The 18,552-nt window shown below is 72.6% G+C and carries 20 protein-coding genes; 10 read left to right on the forward strand and 10 right to left on the reverse strand.

Translation table 11 applies throughout. The features are described 5' to 3' along the window. The first annotated feature begins 8 nt into the window (after nt 1-8). Nucleotides 9-974, forward strand: coding sequence for a CU044_5270 family protein (locus ACLJOK_RS23885; RefSeq protein ID WP_410820855.1), 966 nt, complete (start codon nt 9-11; stop codon nt 972-974). Between the two features lie 35 nt (nt 975-1,009). On the opposite strand, the gene ACLJOK_RS23890 is transcribed toward ACLJOK_RS23885, so the two are convergent. Then, nucleotides 1,010-2,122, reverse strand: a complete 1,113-nt coding sequence (locus ACLJOK_RS23890) for an FAD-dependent monooxygenase (protein WP_410820856.1) — start codon at nt 2,120-2,122, stop codon at nt 1,010-1,012. 146 nt (nt 2,123-2,268) lie between these two features. Here ACLJOK_RS23890 and ACLJOK_RS23895 point away from each other — a divergent pair, with 146 nt between their 5' ends. Next, nucleotides 2,269-3,204, forward strand: coding sequence for a DUF2332 domain-containing protein (locus tag ACLJOK_RS23895; RefSeq protein WP_410820857.1), 936 nt, complete (start codon nt 2,269-2,271; stop codon nt 3,202-3,204). 17 nt (nt 3,205-3,221) lie between these two features. Here the strand turns inward: ACLJOK_RS23895 and ACLJOK_RS23900 are convergent, their stop codons facing one another. Both ACLJOK_RS23900 and ACLJOK_RS23905 read right to left on the reverse strand, forming a co-directional pair. After that, on the reverse strand, nt 3,222-4,163 hold the full coding sequence (locus tag ACLJOK_RS23900; protein ID WP_410820858.1) for a MerR family transcriptional regulator: 942 nt from the start codon (nt 4,161-4,163) through the stop codon (nt 3,222-3,224). A 54-nt stretch (nt 4,164-4,217) separates the two neighbouring features. After that, nucleotides 4,218-4,781: a dihydrofolate reductase family protein gene (locus tag ACLJOK_RS23905; RefSeq protein ID WP_410820859.1), complete on the reverse strand. Its 564-nt coding sequence runs from the start codon at nt 4,779-4,781 to the stop codon at nt 4,218-4,220. 165 nt (nt 4,782-4,946) lie between these two features. Here ACLJOK_RS23905 and ACLJOK_RS23910 point away from each other — a divergent pair, with 165 nt between their 5' ends. The 3 genes from ACLJOK_RS23910 (at nt 4,947) to ACLJOK_RS23920 (ending at nt 6,873) form a co-directional block, all read left to right on the forward strand. Beyond that, complete coding sequence (locus ACLJOK_RS23910; RefSeq protein WP_410820860.1) at nt 4,947-5,936, forward strand: asparaginase; 990 nt, start codon at nt 4,947-4,949, stop codon at nt 5,934-5,936. A gap of 34 nt (nt 5,937-5,970) precedes the next feature. Then, nucleotides 5,971-6,225: a DUF5522 domain-containing protein gene (locus tag ACLJOK_RS23915; RefSeq protein ID WP_410820861.1), complete on the forward strand. Its 255-nt coding sequence runs from the start codon at nt 5,971-5,973 to the stop codon at nt 6,223-6,225. 99 nt (nt 6,226-6,324) lie between these two features. After that, nucleotides 6,325-6,873, forward strand: coding sequence for a hypothetical protein (locus ACLJOK_RS23920; protein ID WP_410820862.1), 549 nt, complete (start codon nt 6,325-6,327; stop codon nt 6,871-6,873). 34 nt (nt 6,874-6,907) lie between these two features. Here the strand turns inward: ACLJOK_RS23920 and ACLJOK_RS23925 are convergent, their stop codons facing one another. Next, a complete protein-coding gene (locus tag ACLJOK_RS23925) occupies nt 6,908-7,597 on the reverse strand; it encodes a metal-dependent transcriptional regulator (RefSeq protein WP_410820863.1) in 690 nt (229 codons plus the stop codon). 100 nt (nt 7,598-7,697) lie between these two features. On the opposite strand from ACLJOK_RS23925, the gene ACLJOK_RS23930 reads away from it, so the two are divergent. The 3 genes from ACLJOK_RS23930 to ACLJOK_RS23940 are packed head-to-tail and all read left to right on the forward strand — an operon-like array spanning nt 7,698 to nt 12,368. Then, nucleotides 7,698-8,558 (forward strand): sulfurtransferase, encoded by an 861-nt coding sequence (locus ACLJOK_RS23930; protein ID WP_410820864.1) that lies wholly within the window; start codon nt 7,698-7,700, stop codon nt 8,556-8,558. A 48-nt stretch (nt 8,559-8,606) separates the two neighbouring features. Next, nucleotides 8,607-9,788: an acetoin utilization protein AcuC gene (locus ACLJOK_RS23935; protein WP_410820865.1), complete on the forward strand. Its 1,182-nt coding sequence runs from the start codon at nt 8,607-8,609 to the stop codon at nt 9,786-9,788. Nucleotides 9,789-9,812: 24 nt separating this feature from the next. Next, nucleotides 9,813-12,368 (forward strand): GNAT family N-acetyltransferase, encoded by a 2,556-nt coding sequence (locus ACLJOK_RS23940; RefSeq protein WP_410820866.1) that lies wholly within the window; start codon nt 9,813-9,815, stop codon nt 12,366-12,368. A 10-nt stretch (nt 12,369-12,378) separates the two neighbouring features. Here ACLJOK_RS23940 and ACLJOK_RS23945 read toward each other — a convergent pair whose 3' ends face one another. From ACLJOK_RS23945 to sigB, 4 genes are all read right to left on the reverse strand, one after another. Continuing rightward, complete coding sequence (locus ACLJOK_RS23945; protein ID WP_410820867.1) at nt 12,379-12,786, reverse strand: VOC family protein; 408 nt, start codon at nt 12,784-12,786, stop codon at nt 12,379-12,381. Further along, nucleotides 12,783-13,289 carry an SRPBCC domain-containing protein gene (locus ACLJOK_RS23950; protein ID WP_410820868.1) on the reverse strand — a complete coding sequence of 169 codons (507 nt, stop codon included), beginning with the start codon at nt 13,287-13,289 and terminating at the stop codon, nt 12,783-12,785. Before ACLJOK_RS23950 ends, ACLJOK_RS23945 begins: the two co-directional genes overlap by 4 nt. Beyond that, the gene (locus ACLJOK_RS23955) at nt 13,286-13,663 is read right to left on the reverse strand and encodes an ArsR/SmtB family transcription factor (RefSeq protein ID WP_410820869.1); all 378 of its coding nucleotides are present in this window, start codon (nt 13,661-13,663) and stop codon (nt 13,286-13,288) included. The genes ACLJOK_RS23950 and ACLJOK_RS23955 overlap by 4 nt, the downstream gene beginning before the upstream one ends. Nucleotides 13,664-13,786: 123 nt before the next feature. Further along, nucleotides 13,787-14,803 carry an RNA polymerase sigma factor SigB gene (sigB, locus tag ACLJOK_RS23960; RefSeq protein WP_410820870.1) on the reverse strand — a complete coding sequence of 339 codons (1,017 nt, stop codon included), beginning with the start codon at nt 14,801-14,803 and terminating at the stop codon, nt 13,787-13,789. Nucleotides 14,804-15,034: 231 nt separating this feature from the next. Between sigB and ACLJOK_RS23965 the strand changes: the two genes are divergently transcribed. Then, the gene (locus tag ACLJOK_RS23965; RefSeq protein WP_410821577.1) at nt 15,035-15,823 is read left to right on the forward strand and encodes a sporulation protein; all 789 of its coding nucleotides are present in this window, start codon (nt 15,035-15,037) and stop codon (nt 15,821-15,823) included. A gap of 118 nt (nt 15,824-15,941) precedes the next feature. Here the strand turns inward: ACLJOK_RS23965 and dtd are convergent, their stop codons facing one another. After that, the gene (gene dtd, locus ACLJOK_RS23970; protein ID WP_410820871.1) at nt 15,942-16,364 is read right to left on the reverse strand and encodes a D-aminoacyl-tRNA deacylase; all 423 of its coding nucleotides are present in this window, start codon (nt 16,362-16,364) and stop codon (nt 15,942-15,944) included. After that, entirely contained in the window at nt 16,364-17,848 is a 1,485-nt protein-coding gene (locus tag ACLJOK_RS23975) for a methyltransferase (protein WP_410820872.1), read from the reverse strand. The genes dtd and ACLJOK_RS23975 overlap by 1 nt, the downstream gene beginning before the upstream one ends. 95 nt (nt 17,849-17,943) lie before the next feature. Between ACLJOK_RS23975 and ACLJOK_RS23980 the strand changes: the two genes are divergently transcribed. Further along, nucleotides 17,944-18,534 (forward strand): HhH-GPD-type base excision DNA repair protein, encoded by a 591-nt coding sequence (locus ACLJOK_RS23980; RefSeq protein ID WP_410820873.1) that lies wholly within the window; start codon nt 17,944-17,946, stop codon nt 18,532-18,534. The last annotated feature ends 18 nt before the right edge of the window (nt 18,535-18,552 follow it).

Genomic DNA, 18,552 nt, shown 5'->3' on the forward strand with positions numbered 1-18,552 from the left:
AGATGACGATGAACGAGATCGAACAATCGCCGCAGGGTTTCGAAGAGCAGCTCCTCAGGGATCTGACCGCACACGTCGCCCAACGGGCCGAGATGGCGTCGGCGGCCCGTCCCGCCGGGCGTCGTACCCGGTCCCTCCGCGGTTGGCGCCTCGCCGGAGCGTTCGGGTTGGCAGTGACGCTGACCGCCGGTGCCTTGGTGGTGCAGACGATGAGGCTGGGCGACCAGCCGCCTCCGACGGCCAGCGCGTCGGAGATCTTCCATCTGGCGGCCGACGCGGCCCGGCAACAGCCGGAGCTCACCGCCCGACCCGACCAGTACGTCTTCACGGAATCCCTGGTGACGATCCGGGACCTGCCGGACAGCGGCCCTTACCAGACCATCCGGAACCAACTGTGGCAGTCGGCCGGCGGAGTCGCGTACACGCAGGGACGCTACCGACCGGAGAGCGATCCGAACGGGTGGGGTGAGCTGAGGGAGCTCCGGATGGGCGATGCCGCCGATCCCACGAAGAAGCTCGATGCGTTCCAGCCGCCGGCGTACCACGGCGACCTGCCCACCGATCCGGACGAGCTGCTTCGATACCTTCGGGAACACCCGGTCGACCTGCATCTTCCCGAAGGCGTCGATGAGGAGGCCCTCTACGGGGACGAGAGCATGGCGTACACCACCGCGCGGATGATGCTCCAAGGCTACGTGCCACCCCGAGCGCTGGCGGCGCTGTTCGAACTGTTGGCGCGGGAGCCCGGAGCGGTCGTCATATCGGGCGACGTGGTGGACGCTGCCGGTCGGCACGGGGTGGCGATCCGGATGCCCGGTGTGATCGGTGGCAACTCGGACCTGCTCTTCGACCGCGACACCCACGTCTTCCTCGGGCGCCGCGGGTCGGTGGTGCGCAACGGCAAGGAGTCGCTGGAGTCGGCTGCCGCGCTACTCCGCATCGAAATCGTGGACCGGCCGGGCCAGCTGCCGTGAGCGGCGATGCGCTCGTTCCGGCTGCGTCCGGCCGGTCAGGGCTGGGCGAACAGGGGCCCGTAGTTCGAGCGGAACATCTGCTCGCCGAGGCGGCGCATCACCAGATCGCGCAGCGCGGGCGGGAGCCCGGTGGCCTTGTCCCGGCGATGGGTCTGGCTGAGCACCCAGTCGGTACGTGGGCGGCGACGCGCCTCGTACCCGCGCAGGGCCTCGGCAATGGACCCGGCAGTGGCCAACGAGAAAGCGAGCACGACCGCGTCCTCCAGGGCCATCGCCGCGCCCTGGGCCATGTTCGGCGAGGTGGCGTGGGCGGCGTCGCCGATCAGCAGCACCGGCCCCCGGGACCAGGAGTCGAGCACGACCTCCTGGTTCGGCCCCGCGTGCAGGGTGCTGTCGTCGTAGTCGAGGGCCTTGAGCATGGTGGCCACCGGCTCGGTGAACGTCGCTGCCAGCTCGTCGCGCCAGCCGGGCCGCTCGGTCACCGGGCCGTCGTTGTAGTAGCAGTACGTCTGCTCGGCGCTGATCGGGATGGTCAGGAACTGCCTGCCGCGCCCCAACTGCACCGACCAGACCGGCTCGTCGTCGACGCGGAGAGCGACCCACCGGTACGCGTACTGGCCGAGGTCGCGGGCCGTCTGGCCGTCGAAGGCGAGCCGGCGGACCGCCGAATTGACCCCGTCCGCGCCGAGCACCAGGTCGTACCTTTCGGTGGCACCGTCGTCGAACTCGACGGCGACCACGTCGCCCTCCTCGGCGAGCGCGACCGGCTGGCGGCCCCAGCGGATCGGCGCGTCGCCGACACCGGCGAGCATCGCCCGGTGCAGTTGTGCCCGGGGCAGCGACACGCAAGGCCCCACGCCCCGCCACAGTGCGGCCACGTCGATGTCGAAGAGGCGACGCCCGCGCTGGTTGGCGCTGCGCTGCCGGGTGATCTCCACGGCGACGTCGACGACCGGCTCCCGCAGACCGAGTACGTCGAGCATTCGGGTCGCGTTGCCGGTGAGGTAGATGCCGGTGCCGGAGTCGGTCGGCCCGTGCGCCCGCTCGACCACGTCGACCGTCGCGCCCCACTCGCGCAGCGCGGCCACCGCCGCCAGTCCGGCGACACCTCCGCCGACGATCAGTACCCGGACACCGTCACCCCGCACGACACGATCCTCCCCGTTGCCCTCGCCCGCACCCCGGCTGGGCTGCTGCTCACCGGTCCGGCCGCCGCAGCACTCTACGAGGCGGGTGAGTCAGCGCACGGAAATGGGGGCTGAACTACCGAGGAATGGGCTGCAACGATGAGGGCATGACGACCGCTGAGGCGTACGCCACGTTCGGCAGCTACGAGGCGCGCGGGGTGTCGGCGACGTATGAGCGCCTGTCGCAGGCCGTCGCCCGCGACGACGACCTGCTCACCCTGCTCGACGGGCTTCCGCCGGCCAAGCGGCAGCCGAATCTGCTGTTCGGCGTCGTCCGCTGGCTCGGTGGCCCGGTCGACGACCCGGCCGCGTTCCACGAGTACGTGGTGACGCACTGGCCGGCCATCGAGACGCAGATGCGTGTCCGGGCCACCCAGACGAACGAGGCGGGTCGGTGTGCGGTTTTGTTGCCGGTGCTCGCCGCGTTGCCGCAGCCCCTCGCCCTGCTGGAGGTCGGTGCGTCGGCCGGGCTCTGCCTCTACCCCGACCGGTACGCGTACCGCTACGGCGACCATCGGGTCGGCTCCGGCGAGCTGGTCCTCGACTGCGCGGCCAACGGGCTGGTGCCGCCGGCGCGCGTACCCCAGGTGGTGTGGCGGGCCGGCCTGGACCTCAACCCGCTCGACGTGAACGACCCCGACGACGTGTCCTGGTTGGACGGACTGATCTGGCCGGAGCACGCCCACCGGCGGGCCCGGCTGCGCGCCGCGGCGGCGGTCGCCGCAGCCGACCCGCCGCTGCTGGTCCGCGGCGACCTGGTGGACGACCTGCCGGCGCTGGCCGCGCGGGCGCCGACCGACGCGACGCTGGTGGTCTTCCACACGTCAGTGCTCTATCAGGTGCCGCCCCCGCGCCGGGACGCGTTCGTGAGGTTGGTCCGGGAGCTGCCGGGGCACTGGGTGGCGAACGAGGAGCCGGAAGTGCTCCGGTACGGCGGGCTGCCCAACCCGCCGAGCGACGCGCTGCACAACGTCCTCGCGCTCGACGGAAAGCCGCTGGCCTGGGCCAGAGGCCACGGCCAGGCGCTGACCTGGTTCGGCTGACGCCGCCATCGGTCAGGTCAACGAGCCGGCTCGGGCATGCGGTGGTGCAGGGCCCGGATGAACCAGTCCACGGCCGGCGCCGTCGCATCGCCGGTCGACCAGCCGTTCAGCACCGCCAACAGGTCGAGGTAGCGGTCCCGGCGGGGGTCGTTGGCCGGAACGAGCCGGTCAAGTAACCGCCGACGCAGATCGGCCTCGTCGGAGTGACAATGCAGGCTCGCGTACCGGTTGGTGACGGCAGCGATCACCGGGTCGGCGTCCGGGCTGGTCGGGTCGACACCAGCGGCGAGGGCGGGGGCCACCGCGTCCCTGACCACAGCGACGGCGTCCGGGCGGGGCAGCCCCGGGACGTCGTGGTCGGCGGCGTGTTGCCGCGCCAGCCGCCGCATCCGGGCCTGGAACTCCGGGTCCCGGCACAACTCCGCCAGCTCCAGCCACGCCTCGACCTGCTCGGTGCTGGGGTCGTCGGGAAGCTCCGGCGTCAACGAGACGATCACACCCGGGTAGGCGGGCTGGTCACCGAGGCCGGCGAAGACGCCGTCCAGGAAGTCGCTGACCAACTGCCCTCGCTCGCGGGTGGTGAGCTGGGCCAGCCGGTGCAGCTCGTCCACCTCGGCCGGGCCCGACCCTCGCCTCGCCGCGACGGTGAGCACCGCCTGGCGTAGCCGCAGCACCCGGATCTGCACGGCCAACGCCTCGGCGTGCGCGGCGGCCACCTCGCGAAGGGGCACCTCCTGGTCCACCACCCGCCGGATGGTGGCCAGGTCCAGGCCCAGGTCACGCAGCGTCCGGACTAGCTCCAACCGGGCCACGGCCCCCGGGCCGTACCGCCGGTAGCCGGCCGGGCTCCGGTCCGTCGGCGGCACGACCCCGCTGTCGGCGTAGTACCGGATGGTCTTGACGCTCAGGCCGGTCCGTCGGGCCAGGTCGCCGATCGTGTGAAACGTCTGCCCGCTCATGCCCCCACCCTCGCGTCTCCCCCCGGTGGAGACTCAAGCACCCGCGCTCATCGGTCAGCGCGCCCGCTCGTGGCGGAGCAGGACCACGCCGTTGCCGAAGACCCGGCTCTCCACCAGCCGCAGACCGGTCGGAGTCTCGGCGTCGGGGAAGAGCCGACGGCCCCGACCGACAAGCACCGGGTGGACGTAGATCCGGTACTCGTCGATCAGGTCGTGCCGGGCGAACGTCGCGGCCAGGTCGGCCCCCCCGAGCGCCAGGTCGCCGCCCGGTTCTGCGGTGAGCTTGCGGACCTGCTCGACGTCGACCTCGCGCACGACAGTGGCGTTCCAGTCGGCGTGGTCGAGGGTGCGCGAGTAGACGATCTTCGGCATGTCCCGCCAGATCCGGGCGAACTCGCGCTCCGGGCCGCTGGCGGCCGGGTCCTGATCGGCGGTCGGCCAGTAGGCGGCCATTAACTCGTGGCTGACCCGGCCGCTGAGGAACCCGCCCATCGGGGCGATCACGTCGTTGAAGTGCTGGTGCAACTCCTCGTCGACCTGGTGCCAGCCGATGTCGCCGCCCGGGCCCTCGAAGAACCCGTCCAACGACAGGCTCATCTGCACAACGATCTTCCGCATCGCGTCTCCTCCGTATGCGTCGACGGGTGTCGAACCCGATCGTCGTCGGACCGTACGACGAAACGGCGACCCACCGCGACGCCTGCGGGGGCATGTCGTCGCATCCCAGACGGCGGGTACCGTCCCGGGGCCCGCACCGAGCGGCCGAACGGAGGCTCGAAACCCGTGTCCATCGCCCTGATCACCCTCGGCGGCACGATCGCGATGGGTGGCGTCGACGCCGGACGCCCCGGTGTGGTCACCCGGCTCACCGGCGCGGACCTCACCGCCGCAGTGCCCGGCCTGGCCCAGGTGGGCGTACCCGTGGAAGTGCGGGACACCCACGCGGTGCCCAGCGCCCACCTCACCGGCCGGCAGCTACTCGCCGTGGTCGACGAGGCGTCACGGGCGGTGTCCGACGGGGCGACCGGTGTCGTGGTCACCCAGGGCACCGACACCCTGGAGGAGACGGCGTTCCTGGCCGACCTGGTCTGGCCACACGCCGCCCCGCTGGTCTTCACGGGCGCGATGCGCAACCCCACGCTGGCCGGTGCGGACGGGCCGGCGAACCTGCTCGCGGCGCTGCGGGTGGCTGCCGCTCCGGCCGCCCGTGATCTGGGCGTGCTGGTCGCGGTCAACGACGAGGTACACGCCGCTCGCTGGCTGCGCAAGACGCACAGCACCAGCATCAGCACCTTCGCCTCGCCCAACACCGGTCCGCTCGGGCAGGTGATCGAGGGCGAGGTGCGGGTGTTGACCCGGCCGGTGCGGCACGAGCCGCTGTCACCCGTCGACCCGGACCGGCTCGACGCGACCCGGGTGGCCCTGTACGTGGTGACGATGGATGACGACGGGCTGCTGCTGAACGACCTGGACCACACCCACCACGCCCTGGTGGTAGCCGGGTTCGGCGTCGGGCACGTGCCCGCCACGCTCGCCCCGGCGCTCGGGGACCTGGCCGAGCGGATGCCGGTCGTGCTCACCTCCCGCTCCGGGGCAGGGTCGGTGTTGCGGCACACGTACGGGGCGGTCGGCTCGGAGACCGACCTGCAACGACGCGGCCTGCTCAACGGCGGGCTGCTCGACCCGTACAAGGCCCGGGTGCTGCTGCGTCTGCTACTCGCCGCGGGCGGCGGTCGAGGCGAGGTGGCCGCCGCGCTGGCCCGGCACGGATGAGCCGGGCGGCGGTGCTCGTCCCTAGACTGCTCCGGTGACCGGAGAGCGACGACCCCTGGCCGGCCGGCCGCTCACCGAGCCGCACCCGTCCCGGCTGTCGTCCGACCATCCCGACCGGGCCCGGATCCTCGCCGCGCACACCGCCGCGTTGGCCGCCGACGAGGCTGGTTACCTCGACCCGGCGAGCGGGCTGTTCGTGCTCAGCGCCGGGTTTCTGGCCCGCCGCGGCACGTGCTGCGGGCGCGGCTGCCGGCACTGTCCGTACGTGGATGATCCACCCTCGGAATAGGCGTAGAACGAGGGCTTCCGCGCGACACCGACACCCCGTACGGTGTCCGACGGACATCTGGCGGGCGCCTTCCGCCGTCGGTCGGCGAGAGGGTGGAATGTGCGCGGGCGGATCGTGGTCGCCGGGCTGGCCGGGCTGCTGGTGAGCGGCTGCGCCGACGAGGCGGAGCCGGTGGCGGTGCCGCCGCCGGTGCCGATCGCTGTGGATGTGGCGGCGGCCTCCTCGGGCGGCGCCTGCCGTCTGCTGGACTTCACAGTGATCGAGCAGGCGGTGAAGGTCCGCTTCGACGTGGCGGCGGCCAGCGAACAGGGCGACACCCACACTTGTGTGGTCCGGGCCTCGGGTGCCACCCTGCCGGAGCTGACACTCAGCGTGACCGAGACCACGATCGACAAGACCAGCTTCGGCGCGGATGTGGTGCCGGACAAGGCGGCGAAGGTCACCGGGCTGGGTCAGCAGGCGTACAAGCGGACCACCGCCGCGGCCAGCGGGCACGGGCCGGTCGCCGAGGTGGGCTGGCTGGCCGGCGACGGACGGCTCGCCACGGTGAGCTGGACCGCGGCCCGTGGCAGTGAGCGCTCGGCGGTGGAGAAGCTGACCGGTGACCTGGCCGCGCTGGCGAAAAAGGTGGACACCCGGGCGTTGTGACGCCCGGGTGCCCGGTTGATCAGGTGGCGGCGACTCAGGTGGCGGCGACGAAGACCCGGGAGGCGACCTCGCGGGGCAGTCGCACCCGGTCACCGGAGCGGTCGATCGACACCCCGTCGCGCTCCTGGGCCACTGTCACAGTGGCGCCCGGGTCGACACCGGCGGCGTGCAGTTGGCGCAGCACGTCGGCGTCCTTCTGCACGCTCTCGCAGATCCGGCGCACCACTACCGACCCGGAGAGGCCGGGGAAGGCCAGGTTGCGCTCGCCCTCCGGGGCCTCGGTGGTCTCCGCGGCCGGCGAACCCAGCTCCTCAAGCCCGGGGATCGGGTTGCCGTACGGGGAACGGCTCGGCCGGTTGAGCAGGTCGTAGACCCGCTTCTCCACGGCGTCGCTCATCACGTGCTCCCAGCGGCAGGCCTCCTCGTGGGCCTCCTCGTAGGGCATCCCGATGACGTTGACCAGCAACAGCTCGGCGAGGCGGTGCTTGCGCATCACGGACACGGCGCTGCCGCGACCTTGGGCGGTGAGCGTCAGGTGCCGGTCTCCCTCGACGGTGAGCAGGCCGTCGCGCTCCATCCGGGCGACGGTCTGGCTCACCGTGGGGCCACTCTGCTGCAGCCTTTCGGCGATCCGGGCACGCAGCGGTGGCACCCCCTCTTCTTCCAACTCGAGGATGGTGCGCAGGTACATTTCGGTCGTGTCGACCAGGTCGTGAGACTTCATAAGGTCAGCGGCCCTCCGGTGCACGATGTTACCTCGGTGAACGACTGGCGACCGCCGCCGAACCGCGTGCCGTCTACGCGAATGGTGTTGGATGGTCGCCATGTCCGGTACCCAGGAGCCGTTGGTCGAGGTCGATCGGCTCGTCGCCGAGCTCGACCAGGTCGATCCGCCCACCCTGCTCGACGTCCGCTGGCGGCTCGTCGGCCCGCCCGGCCGCGACGACTACCTCGCCGGTCACCTGCCCGGGGCGGTCTTCGTCGACCTGGACACCGCGCTCTGTGGGGCGCCGGGCGCCGGCGGCCGGCACCCGCTGCCCGACCCGGCCGCGTTGCAGGCCGCGCTGCGGGCCGCCGGCGTCCGCGCCGGTCACCCCGTTGTGGTGTACGACGGCGGCGACGGCATGGCCGCGGCGCGGGCCTGGTGGACGCTGCGCTGGGCGGGGCACCGGCCGGTGCGTGTGTTGCACGGCGGCTACCCGGCCTGGGTCGGCGCCGGCCGGCCCGTCTCCACCGACGCGCCCGCCCCACCTCCCGGTGACGTCGTCGTGCGCCCCGGTGATCTCCCGGTGCTCGACGCCGGGCAGGCCGCCGCGCTGGCCGCCGCGGACGACGCCGTGCTGCTCGACGTACGGGCGGCGCCCCGCTACCGGGGCGAGGTCGAGCCGATCGACCCGGTCGCCGGGCACGTGCCGGGAGCGGCGAACCTGCCCGCCGGTGAGTACGTCGGGCCGGACGGCCGCTTCCTGGCCGCCGACGTGTTGAGCGAGCGGTTCGCCGCCGCCAGGGTGACCGAGGGACGGGCCGTCGGCGCGTACTGCGGCTCGGGGGTAACCGCCGCCCAGGCGGTGCTCGCGCTGCACCTGGCCGGCCGCACGGACGCCGCGCTCTACGTCGGATCGTGGAGCAACTGGGTGGCGGACCCGGCCCGGCCGGTCGCCTCCGGGCCGACACCCGGCCGCTGACCAGCGCGTGCGGTGGGCCGGCGCCGGTCCTCGTGCGACGATGGGCTCATGTCCGACGACACGGTGGTGGTGTGGGACGAGTCGCTGCTCGCCTACGACATGGGTGACCATCCACTCGACCCGGTCCGGGTGGAGCTGACCATCGCGCTCGCCCGCGAGCTGGGCATCCTGAATCGACCAGGGGTGCGGATGGTCAAGCCGGAGCCCGCCGACGATGCTCTGCTCACCCGGGTGCACGAGCCGGCCTACCTCGCCGCGGTGCGTAACGCGCCGCGCGACCCGCTCTTCGCCGGGTACGGGCTGGGCACCTCCGACAACCCGGTCTTCGAGGGGATGCACGAGTCCAGCGCGCTCATCGCCGGCGCGACGGTGGCCGCGGCCGAGGCGGTCTGGCGCGGCGACGCCCGCCGGGCGGTGAACGTGGCCGGTGGGCTGCACCACGCGATGTCCGCCCGAGCCTCCGGCTTCTGCGTCTACAACGACCCGGCGGTGGCCATCGCCCGCCTGCTCGACCTGGGTGCCGAGCGGGTCGCGTACGTGGACGTCGACGTGCACCACGGCGACGGGGTGCAGGACATCTTCTGGAACGACCCGCGGGTGCTGACGGTCAGCCTGCACGAGACCCCGCTGGCGCTCTTTCCGGGCACGGGTTTCCCGGACGAGACGGGTGGGCCGGGCGCGCAGGGCACCGCTGTCAACATGCCGTTGCCGCCGGGTGTCGACGACAGCGGCTGGCAGCGCGCGTTCCACGCGATCGTGCCGTCGGTGCTGCGCGCGTTCCGGCCGCAGGTGCTGGTCAGCCAGTGCGGCGCCGACGGCCACCGACTGGATCCGCTCGCCGACCTGAACCTGACGGTGGACGGGCAGCGGGCCACCTACCTGGCGATGCGGGCTCTCGCCGACGAGTTGTGTGAAGGCAGGTGGGTGGCCACCGGCGGCGGCGGGTACGCGCTCGTCGAGGTGGTGCCCCGGGCCTGGAGTCACCTGTTGGCCGTGGCCACCGGTGACCCGATCGACCCGGCCACGCTCACCCCACCCGCGTGGCGGGACCTGGTCGCCTCCCGACGTCTGGGCCGGGAGATACCGCTGCGGATGACCGACGACGCCGACCCGTCGTACGAGCCGTGGCAGCCGACTGGCGAGCCGAACGCGGTGGACCGGGCGATCGCGGCGACCCGCAAGACTGTCTTCCCGCTGCTCGGGCTCGACCCGCACGATCCCCGGGACTGAGCCGGGCGGGGGGAGGGCGTTCCGGTGACGACCGTGGACCAGCCGGTCGACGTGCTGCTCAGTGATGGCAGCACCGTCCAGTTGCGACCGATCGACCCGGCTGACGCGCCGGGCATCGTGGCGATGCACAGCCGGTTCTCCGAGCGCACCCGCTACCTGCGGTACTTCTCGCCGTACCCGCGCATCCCGGAACGGGATCTGATCCGTTTCGTCACAGTGGACCACCACGACCGGGAGGCGTTCGTGGTGCTGGCCGCCGACCAGATCGTCGCGGTCGGCCGGTACGAGCGGCTCGGCCCGCAGGCCCCCGAGGCGGAGGTGGCCTTCGTGGTGGAGGACGCCTACCAGGGGCGGGGCATCGGCTCGGTGCTGATGGAGCACCTGGCCGACGCGGCCCGCCGCAACGACATCATGAGCTTCGTCGCGGAGGTGCTGCCGGCCAACGGGACGATGCTGCGGGTCTTCGCCGACTTCGGCTACCAGGTCCAGCGCGAGTACGCCGACGGCGTGGTCCACCTGAGCTTCCCGATCGCGCCCACGGAGGCCAGCCTGGAGGTGCAGCGCGGCCGGGAGCACCGGACCGAGGCCCGCTCGATCGCCCGGCTGCTCGCCCCGCGGGGCATCGTCGTCTACGGAGCCAGCGCCACCGGCCAGGGCGTCGGCGCGGCGGTGCTCGGGCACCTGCGCGACGGCGGGTTCACCGGCGCGGTGGTGCCGGTGCATCCGAGCGCGTCGACAGTGGCGGGCCTCCCCGCGTACCCGTCGGCGGTTGACGCCGGAGCGCCGGTGGACCTGGCGGTGGTGGCGGTCCCACCGGAGGCGGCGACCGCCGTGGTGGCCGACGCCGCCGCCGCGGGGGTGCACGGCCTGGTGGTCATCTCGGCCGGCTTCGCCGAGGCCGGCGGCGAGGGCGCGGCCAGGCAGCGGGCGCTGGTCCGCGCGGCGCACGCGGCCGGGATGCGGGTCGTCGGCCCGAATTGTCTGGGCGTGGCCAACACCGATCCGACGGTACGCCTCAACGCCACCCTCGCCCCCGCGTTGCCGCCGGCCGGCAGGGTCGGCATCTTCAGTCAGTCCGGTGCGTTCGGAGTGGCGCTGCTCGCCGAGGCGGACCGGCGGGGCCTCGGGTTGTCCAGCTTCGTCTCGGCCGGCAACCGGGCCGACGTCTCCGGCAACGACCTGCTGCAGTACTGGCAGGACGACCCCGGCACCGACGTGATCATGCTCTACCTGGAGACCTTCGGGAACCCGCGCAAGTTCGCCCGGCTGGCCCGGCGGATCGGCCGCGCCAAGCCGGTCGTCGCGCTCGCCTCGCCGGCCCGCCCGCCCGGGGTCGGTGACGCCGCCGGGCCGGACGAGGTGGCGGTGGCGGCGCTCTTCGCCCAGTCCGGGGTGATCCGGGTGGACACCGTGCCGGAGCTGCTCGACGTGGGTGTGCTGCTGGCCAACCAGCCGTTGCCGGCCGGCGGCCGGGTCGGTGTGGTGGGCAACTCCTCGGCGCTCACCGGGCTCGCCGCGACCGCCTGCCTCGGGCACGGCCTGAGCGTGGCCGACGGTTATCCCCGCGACGTCGGGCCGAGCGCCGGTGCCGCCGAGTTCGCCGCCGCGCTCGCCGAGACGGCCGCCGACGAACGGGTGGACGCCCTGGTGGTGGTCTTCGCCCCGCCGCTACCCGGCCAGCTGACCGAGGTGGACGCCGACGTGACCGCCGCGCTGCCGGCCGCCCTCGCGTTGGGCAAGCCGACAGTGGCGACGTTCCTGGTCGGGCGGCTGCCGCCGGGGGTACCGGCGTACGGCGGTGTGGAGGAGGCGGTCCGCGCGCTCGCCCGCGCGCACCGGTACGCCGAGTGGCTTCGCCGCCCGCCCGGGGTGGCACCGGAGCTGCCCCGGCTCGATCGGGCTGCCGCGCAGGCCGCGCTCCGGGCCGACGCCACCGACCCGGATGCGCTGCTGGCCGCGTACGGCATCGACGTGGTGGCCTCGGCGTCCGTCGATTCGGCCGACGCGGCGGTCGACGCGGCGGCGCGGTTGGGCTTCCCGGTGGCGCTCAAGGCGGCTGCCCCCGGGCTGCGGCACCGGCTCGACCTCGGCGCGGTCCGGCTGGACCTGCCCGACGAGCCGACCCTCCGCCGGGCGTACGCCGACCTGGCGGCGACCTTCGGCGCGGACGCGCTGGTCCAGCCGATGGTCCCGCCCGGGGTGGCCTGCGTGGTGGAGGTGGTGGAGGACCCCGCGTTCGGGCCGGTGGTCGGCTTCGGCCTGGGCGGGGTCGCCACCGAGCTGCTCGGCGATCGGGCCTGGCGGGCGGTGCCGCTGACCGACCGGGACGCGGCCGAGCTGGTCGACGAGCCTCGGGCGGCGCCGCTGCTGCGCGGGCACCGGGGGGCCGCGCCGGTCGACCGGGCGGCCCTGGCCGATCTGCTGCTGCGGGTGGGTCAGCTCGCCGACGAACAGCCCCGGGTGCGATCCCTGACCCTCAACCCGGTGCTCGCCCGCCCGGACGGCATCTCGGTCCTGCACGCCCAGGTGGGGACGGGTGGCATCGTCGCCCGCCCGGACACCGGCCCCCGCCGCCTGTGAGCGTGCCCGGTCAGGCGCGGCTGGAGATCTGCTGGACGCCCCAGGTGTTGCCGTCCGGGTCGGCGAAGAAGACGAAGCCGACGTTGTCCAGCGGATCCGGCACCGGCCGGGGGTTCTGACCCACCACCTGGATCTCGCTGACCTCCACACCCCGCCCGACCAACTCCTCGTGGGCCCGCTTCAGATCGGGCACCACCAGTTGCAGGCCCCTGAGTGAGCCGGGCGGCATCTCCGGCACGACGCCTTTGCCGATCACGATCGAGCATCCCGAGCCGGGCGGCGTCAGCTGGACGATGCGCGCCTCGTCGTTGATCACGGTGTCGTGGTCCACAGTGAAGCCGAGCTGGTCGGCGTAGAACTTCTTGGCCCGGTCCACATCGGAGACCGGCACGATCACCACTTCCAACGTCCAGTTCATTGTTGTTCTCCTCCTGTCGTCGCTGTCGCGCGCAGCAGCTCGGCGAGCCGCGTGAAGCTCTGCCCGGCGCCCCGGGCCATCGGGTACCGCAGCACGGTGTCCCGCCCTCCTGCGGTGGCGTAGAGCAGGGTGGTGGTGACTGTCGTTCGCCCGGCCACCTCGGAGAACTCGTGGCTGACCAGCGTCTCGCCTGGATAGGACTGGTCGTCGAAGAGTTCGGTGTAGACCAGCCGGCGCGTTGGCTCGACGTGCCGGTAGACCCCAGCCTGGACCATCCGGGCGCCCTCCGGGCCCAGCGACACGAACCGCCACCGTCCCTCGACCCGCAGGTCGATGTCGCACTCTGCCAGCCTCCAGCCGCGCGCGCCGTACCACCGGACCAGCAGGTCGGGTTGGGTGAAGGCGCCGAACACCAACTGCGCCGGTGCCTCGAACAGCCGACTCAACACGATCCCCCGGTCGCCCGAGGTGTGGACGACGAGCGGATCCTCGACGCCGGTCACCCTCCCGTCCCGTCCGGTCGGTCGGGCCGACGCTCGACGTCGGTGCGGTCACCGGCGTGGAGTTCGTCGAGAAGCGCGTCGAGGCGTTGGTAGCTCTCCGCCCAGTAGTCGCGGTAGTCGGCGAGCCAGGCCGTCGCCTCGCGCAGTGGTCGGGCCTCCAACCGGCACGGCCGGCGCTGGGCGTCCCGCCCCCGGCTGACGAGGCCAGCGCGTTCCAGCACCCTGAGGTGCTTGGAGATGGCCGGCTGGCTCATGTCGAAGGGCTCCGCCAACTCCGTCACTGTGGCCTCGCTGCGCGCGAGCCGGGCGAGGATGGCCCGCCGGGTCGGGTGGGCCAGCGCAGCGAAGGTCGCGTCCAGCAGCTCCGCACCCATCGCTCATAACCTCCTGGTTAAATAACCACTTGGTTCTATCAGGGCTCGAAGGTCGCCGTCAAGCACCGCACAGCACGGAAGGCCCCGGCGAACCGTCGGGGCCTTCCGTGGGAACCGGGTGCGTCAGCAGGCGTACGCCTCGAGGCGCTGAGCCCGCTCCGGGGCGCGCAGCTTCAGTAGCGTCACCTTCTCGATCTGCCGGATCCGCTCCCGGGACAGGCCGAACTCCCGGCCGACCTCGTCCAGGGTGCGCTGGCGGCCGTCGTCGAGGCCGAACCGGAGGCGGATGACCGCCTGCTCCCGCTGGGACAGGGTGGAGAGCACGACGCTGACCTCGTTGCGCAGCTCACCCTGGGCGGCGGCGTCGCCCGGCTCGGTGCGCGGGTCCACCGAGGCCACGAAGTCGCCGAGGGCACTCTCACCGTCGTCGCCGACGGCCTGGTCCAGGCTGACCGGTTCCCGGTCGTAGGAGATCAGCTCGATGACCTGGATCTCGGGGATCTCCAGTGCGCGGGCCACCTCGGCGACAGTCGGTTCGCGGCCCAGCGTCACCGACAGTTCGCGGCGGGCCCGGACCATCCGGTTGACCTGCTCGACCATGTGCACCGGGATGCGAATGGTGCGGGCCTGATCGGCCATGGCGCGGGTGATGGCCTGCCGGATCCACCAGGTGGCGTACGTGGAGAACTTGTAGCCCTTGGCGTAGTCGAACTTCTCCACGGCCCGGATCAGACCGAGGTTGCCCTCCTGGATCAGGTCGAGAAACGCCATGCCACGGCCGGTGTAGCGCTTGGCGATGCTGACCACCAGCCGCAGGTTCGCCTCCAACAGGTGGTCCTTCGCCGCCCGACCCTGGGCGACGATCAGCTCCAGGTCGGCTCGCAGCTCCGCGGAGACCGGGGTGCAGGTGGCCAGCTTCTCGTCGGCGAAAAGGCCGGCCTCGATGCGCCGGGCCAGGTCGACCTCCTGCGCGGCGGTCAGCAGCTTCGTCCGGCCGATCCCGTTGAGGTAGGCCCGGACCAGGTCGGTGGAGATGCCGCGCTCGTCGGTGGCGTCCAGGTCGACGAGGGCTTCGGGGGCCCCGTCAGTGTCGGTCGTGGTGGCCGGGCGCGTCCGGTGTTCCGTCATCTGCAGGACCATCTCTGTCTCTCCCCGTTTCCACGTCGGTGCCGTGTTCCCGGCCCAGTGGTGCCGGTGTGACAACAGCTTGGCGGGCGGGGCGTAAAACGGGAGTGAGGCGATCGGGCACCCGACAGGAATTGCGTCGGATCGCTGGTGCGGTGTGTCGTCGGAGTGTGTGGTTGCCCGCCCCGGCTACCTTGCGGACGGCCGGCCACCTCTGGTCGGCCGAAACGACAGATGGAGGACGGTGTGGTCTTCAAGCGGCTCATGAAGGCGATGGGCGTCGGCGGCCCGTCGGTGGAGACGGTGCTGGCCAACCCGAACTGCCGCCCGGGCGGCCAGGTGGAGGGCCGCATTCAGGTGATGGGCGGCGACCACCAGGTCGACATCGACCACGTCGCCCTCGGCCTGGTCACCCGGGTCGAGGTCGAGAGTGGTGACAATGACTACGACACCACTCAGGAGTTCCACCGCCAGCAGGTCACCGGCGCGTTCCGGCTGGAGCCGGGGCAGCGCTACGACCTCCCGTTCCGCTTCGACGTGCCGTGGGAGACGCCGGTCACCGAGCTGTACGGGCAGCACCTGCACGGGATGACGATGGGCCTGCGTACCGAGTTGGAGGTCGCCCGCGCGGTTGACAAGGGGGACCTGGACGCCGTGTCGGTGCACCCACTGCCGGCGCAGGAGCGACTGCTGGACGCGTTGCTGCGGCTGGGCTTCCGGTTCGCACGCGCCGATGTGGAGCGTGGTCACATCTACGGCGTACGCCAGACGTTGCCGTTCTACCAGGAGATCGAGTTCAGCCCGGCGCCGCAGTACGCCCGCTCGATCAACCAGTTGGAGGTCACCTTCATCGCCGACGCGCAGCAGATGCAGGTGGTGCTGGAGGTCGACAAGCGCGGCGGTGTCTTCACCGAGGGCCGGGACGCCTTCGGCCGCTTCACTGTCGACCACGCCACCGCCGACCGCACCGACTGGACCGCCGAACTCGACAACTGGCTCCGCCAGTCCCTGTCCCGCCGAGGCCTCTTCTCCTGACCCACCCCGCACCCCTGGGCCGGCCTCCGCTGATCATGGGGTTGGCCGGCGATTCGATCTTCCAAAGGCCCGTCAACCTCATGATCAACCGGGCTGGGCGGGGGTGGGGGTGGGTGGGTCAGAGGTCCAGGAGGAGGGTTTGGGGGCCGATGTTGATGCTCTCGACCAGCATGTGGGTGCGGAAGCGGCCGGTCTCGACCTTCGCTCCTCGTTCGCGGAGGGCGTCGACCACAGCTGTCACCAGTGGCTCGGCGACCTCGGCGGGGGCGGCGGCGGTCCAGCTCGGTCGGCGGCCCTTGCGAACATCGCCGTAGAGGGTGAACTGGCTGACCACCAGGATCGGCGCGCCGGTGTCGGCGGCGGACCGCTCACCGTCCAGGATGCGTACCTCGTGCACCTTGCGGGCCATCGTCTGAGCGGTCTGCGCGGTGTCGGTGTGGGTCACCCCGAGCAGCACCAGCAGGCCGTTGTCGATGGCACCGACCACCTCGCCGTCCACAGTCACGCTGGCCCGGCCGACGGTCTGCACCACCGCCCGCATCAGGCGCTCACCGGCTCGATGAAGCCGCGCTCCACCAGATGCGCGACGATCGGGCCGGCGGCCTCGGCCATCTCGTCGGGCTCGACGTCGTGCGCGGCGGCGAGCAGGGCGAGCTGGTCACGCAGCGGCAGCCGGCCGTCGGCGCCACCGACAAGCGCCAGCACCAGCGGATCGATCTCCTCGGTCCAGCGCAGGCCGTGCGGCATCGCCAGGACCTGCCGGTCCACCCCCCAGCCCTCGTCGCCCATGGTGGCCTCCTGTCGCAGCTGAAGGCCCTCGGCGGCCCGGTAGCGCTCGGCGAGCAACGCCTCGGTGTCGCGTACCCGGAGGAAGTCCTGGCGGTCGAACCAGGCGGCGACCTGGTCGCCCAGCGGTGGCTGCACCCGCTGGCGCAGGTCCTCCACCCGGACCACCGGGTCGGCGTGCCCCCCTCGACGCAGTGACACGATGCCGAAGCCGATGCCCTCCACCTTGTGCGCGTCGAACCAGTCCAGCCAGGCGGCCATCCGCTGCGGGTCGGCGGTCTCGCCGACGTCGGTGAGCCACAGGTCGACGTACGCCATCGGGTCGGCCACCTCGCGCTGGATCACCCAGGCGTCCAGGCCGGTCCCGGCGAACCAGCCGGCGACCCGCTCGTCCCACTCCTCGCCGGCGACGTGCACCCAGTTCGCCAGGTACTGCATGGTGCCGCCCTCGGTGAGCAGGCCCGGGGCGGCGGCGGCCAGTTCGGCGCCGATCGCGTCACCGACCCGGCCGGAGTCGCGGTACACGTGCGTGGTCGTGCCCGGGCCGACCACGAACGGTGGGTTGCTCACCACCAGGTCGAACCGCCGACCGGCCACCGGGGCGACCAGGTCGCCGCGGAGCAGTTCCCAGTCCTGACCGTTGAGGGCGGCGGTGGTCGCGGCGAAGCGCAGCGCCCGCTCGGAGAGGTCGGTGGCGGTCACGGACCTGGCGTGGGTGCCCAGGTGCAGGGCCTGGATGCCGGAGCCGGTGCCCAGGTCCAGTGCGGTGTCGACCGGCCGGCGCATGGTCGCGCCGATCAATGTGTGGGTCGCCCCGCCGACGCCGAGGACGTGCTCGGCGTGCAACGGGCGGCCCGGGCGGGCGCTGGCCGGCACGTCGGCGAGCACCCACCAGTCCTCGCCGTACGGCTCCAGGTCGACGCCGGCACGCAGGCCGTCGCCGTACCGCTCGACCAGCCCGCCGGCGAGGGCCTCGTCCAGGCTCAGCGGTGCCAGCGCGGCGGCCACCGCCGCCTCCGACTCGGTCTGGGCGCAGATGAACACCCGGATCAGGGTGCCGAGCGGGTCGCCGTCCTCGGTGGCGCGCAGCGCGGCCCGGTAGTCGTTGCGGGCGACCGCCGCAGTCGCCTGGGCGCCCAGCCGATCGGCGATGCCGTGGCTGGTGAAACCGGTCCCGGTCAGCGCGGCCCGCAGCGCGTCGACACCGGCGGGGGAGAGCAGCAGGTCGTGTTCGTCCACCCCGACATCCTGCCTGCCGTCGCGTCCCGGGTCAGCGTCACCCGCCGGTTGGTGTCGGAGCGTCGGTGTCCGTCCCGTTCGGTACGCCAGGCAGGATGGTCCGCATGACGCTTGTGCTGCCCATCGACCCGGAGGCCAACCGGCTGCTGGAGCGGAGCCCGCTGGCCCTGTTGGTCGGCATGGTTCTTGATCAACAAGTGCCGATGGAGAAGGCGTTCTCGTCGCCGTACGTGCTCCAGCAGCGGCTCGGCCATGAGCTGGACGCGGCGGAGCTGGCCGGGTACGACCCGGAGGCACTGGTAGCGCTTTTTGCCCAGCCGCCCGCGCTGCACCGGTTCCCGAAGGCCATGGCGGCCCGGGTGCAGGAGGTCTGCCAGGTGCTGGTGGAGCGGTACGACGGGAACGCGGCGCTGCTCTGGGCCGAGGTCGCCGACGGGCCGGAGCTGCTGCGCCGGGTCTCCGCGCTGCCCGGCTTCGGCAAGCAGAAGGCACAGATCTTCGTGGCCCTGCTCGGCAAGCGGTTCGGGGTGACCCCGCAGGACTGGCGGAAGGTGGCCGGAGACTACGGCGACCCGGGCGCGTACCGGTCGGTGGCCGACGTCACCGACGCCGACTCGCTGCGCCGGGTGCGGGAGTTCAAGCAGCAGATGAAGGCGGCGGCCAAGGCGAAGACCGCCGGCGGCTGAGCCGCCCGCTGGCGAAGG

The sequence above is a fragment of the Micromonospora sp. 050-3 genome (assembly GCF_046549335.1).
GTDB classification, from domain to species: Bacteria; Actinomycetota; Actinomycetes; order Mycobacteriales; family Micromonosporaceae; genus Micromonospora; species Micromonospora trifolii.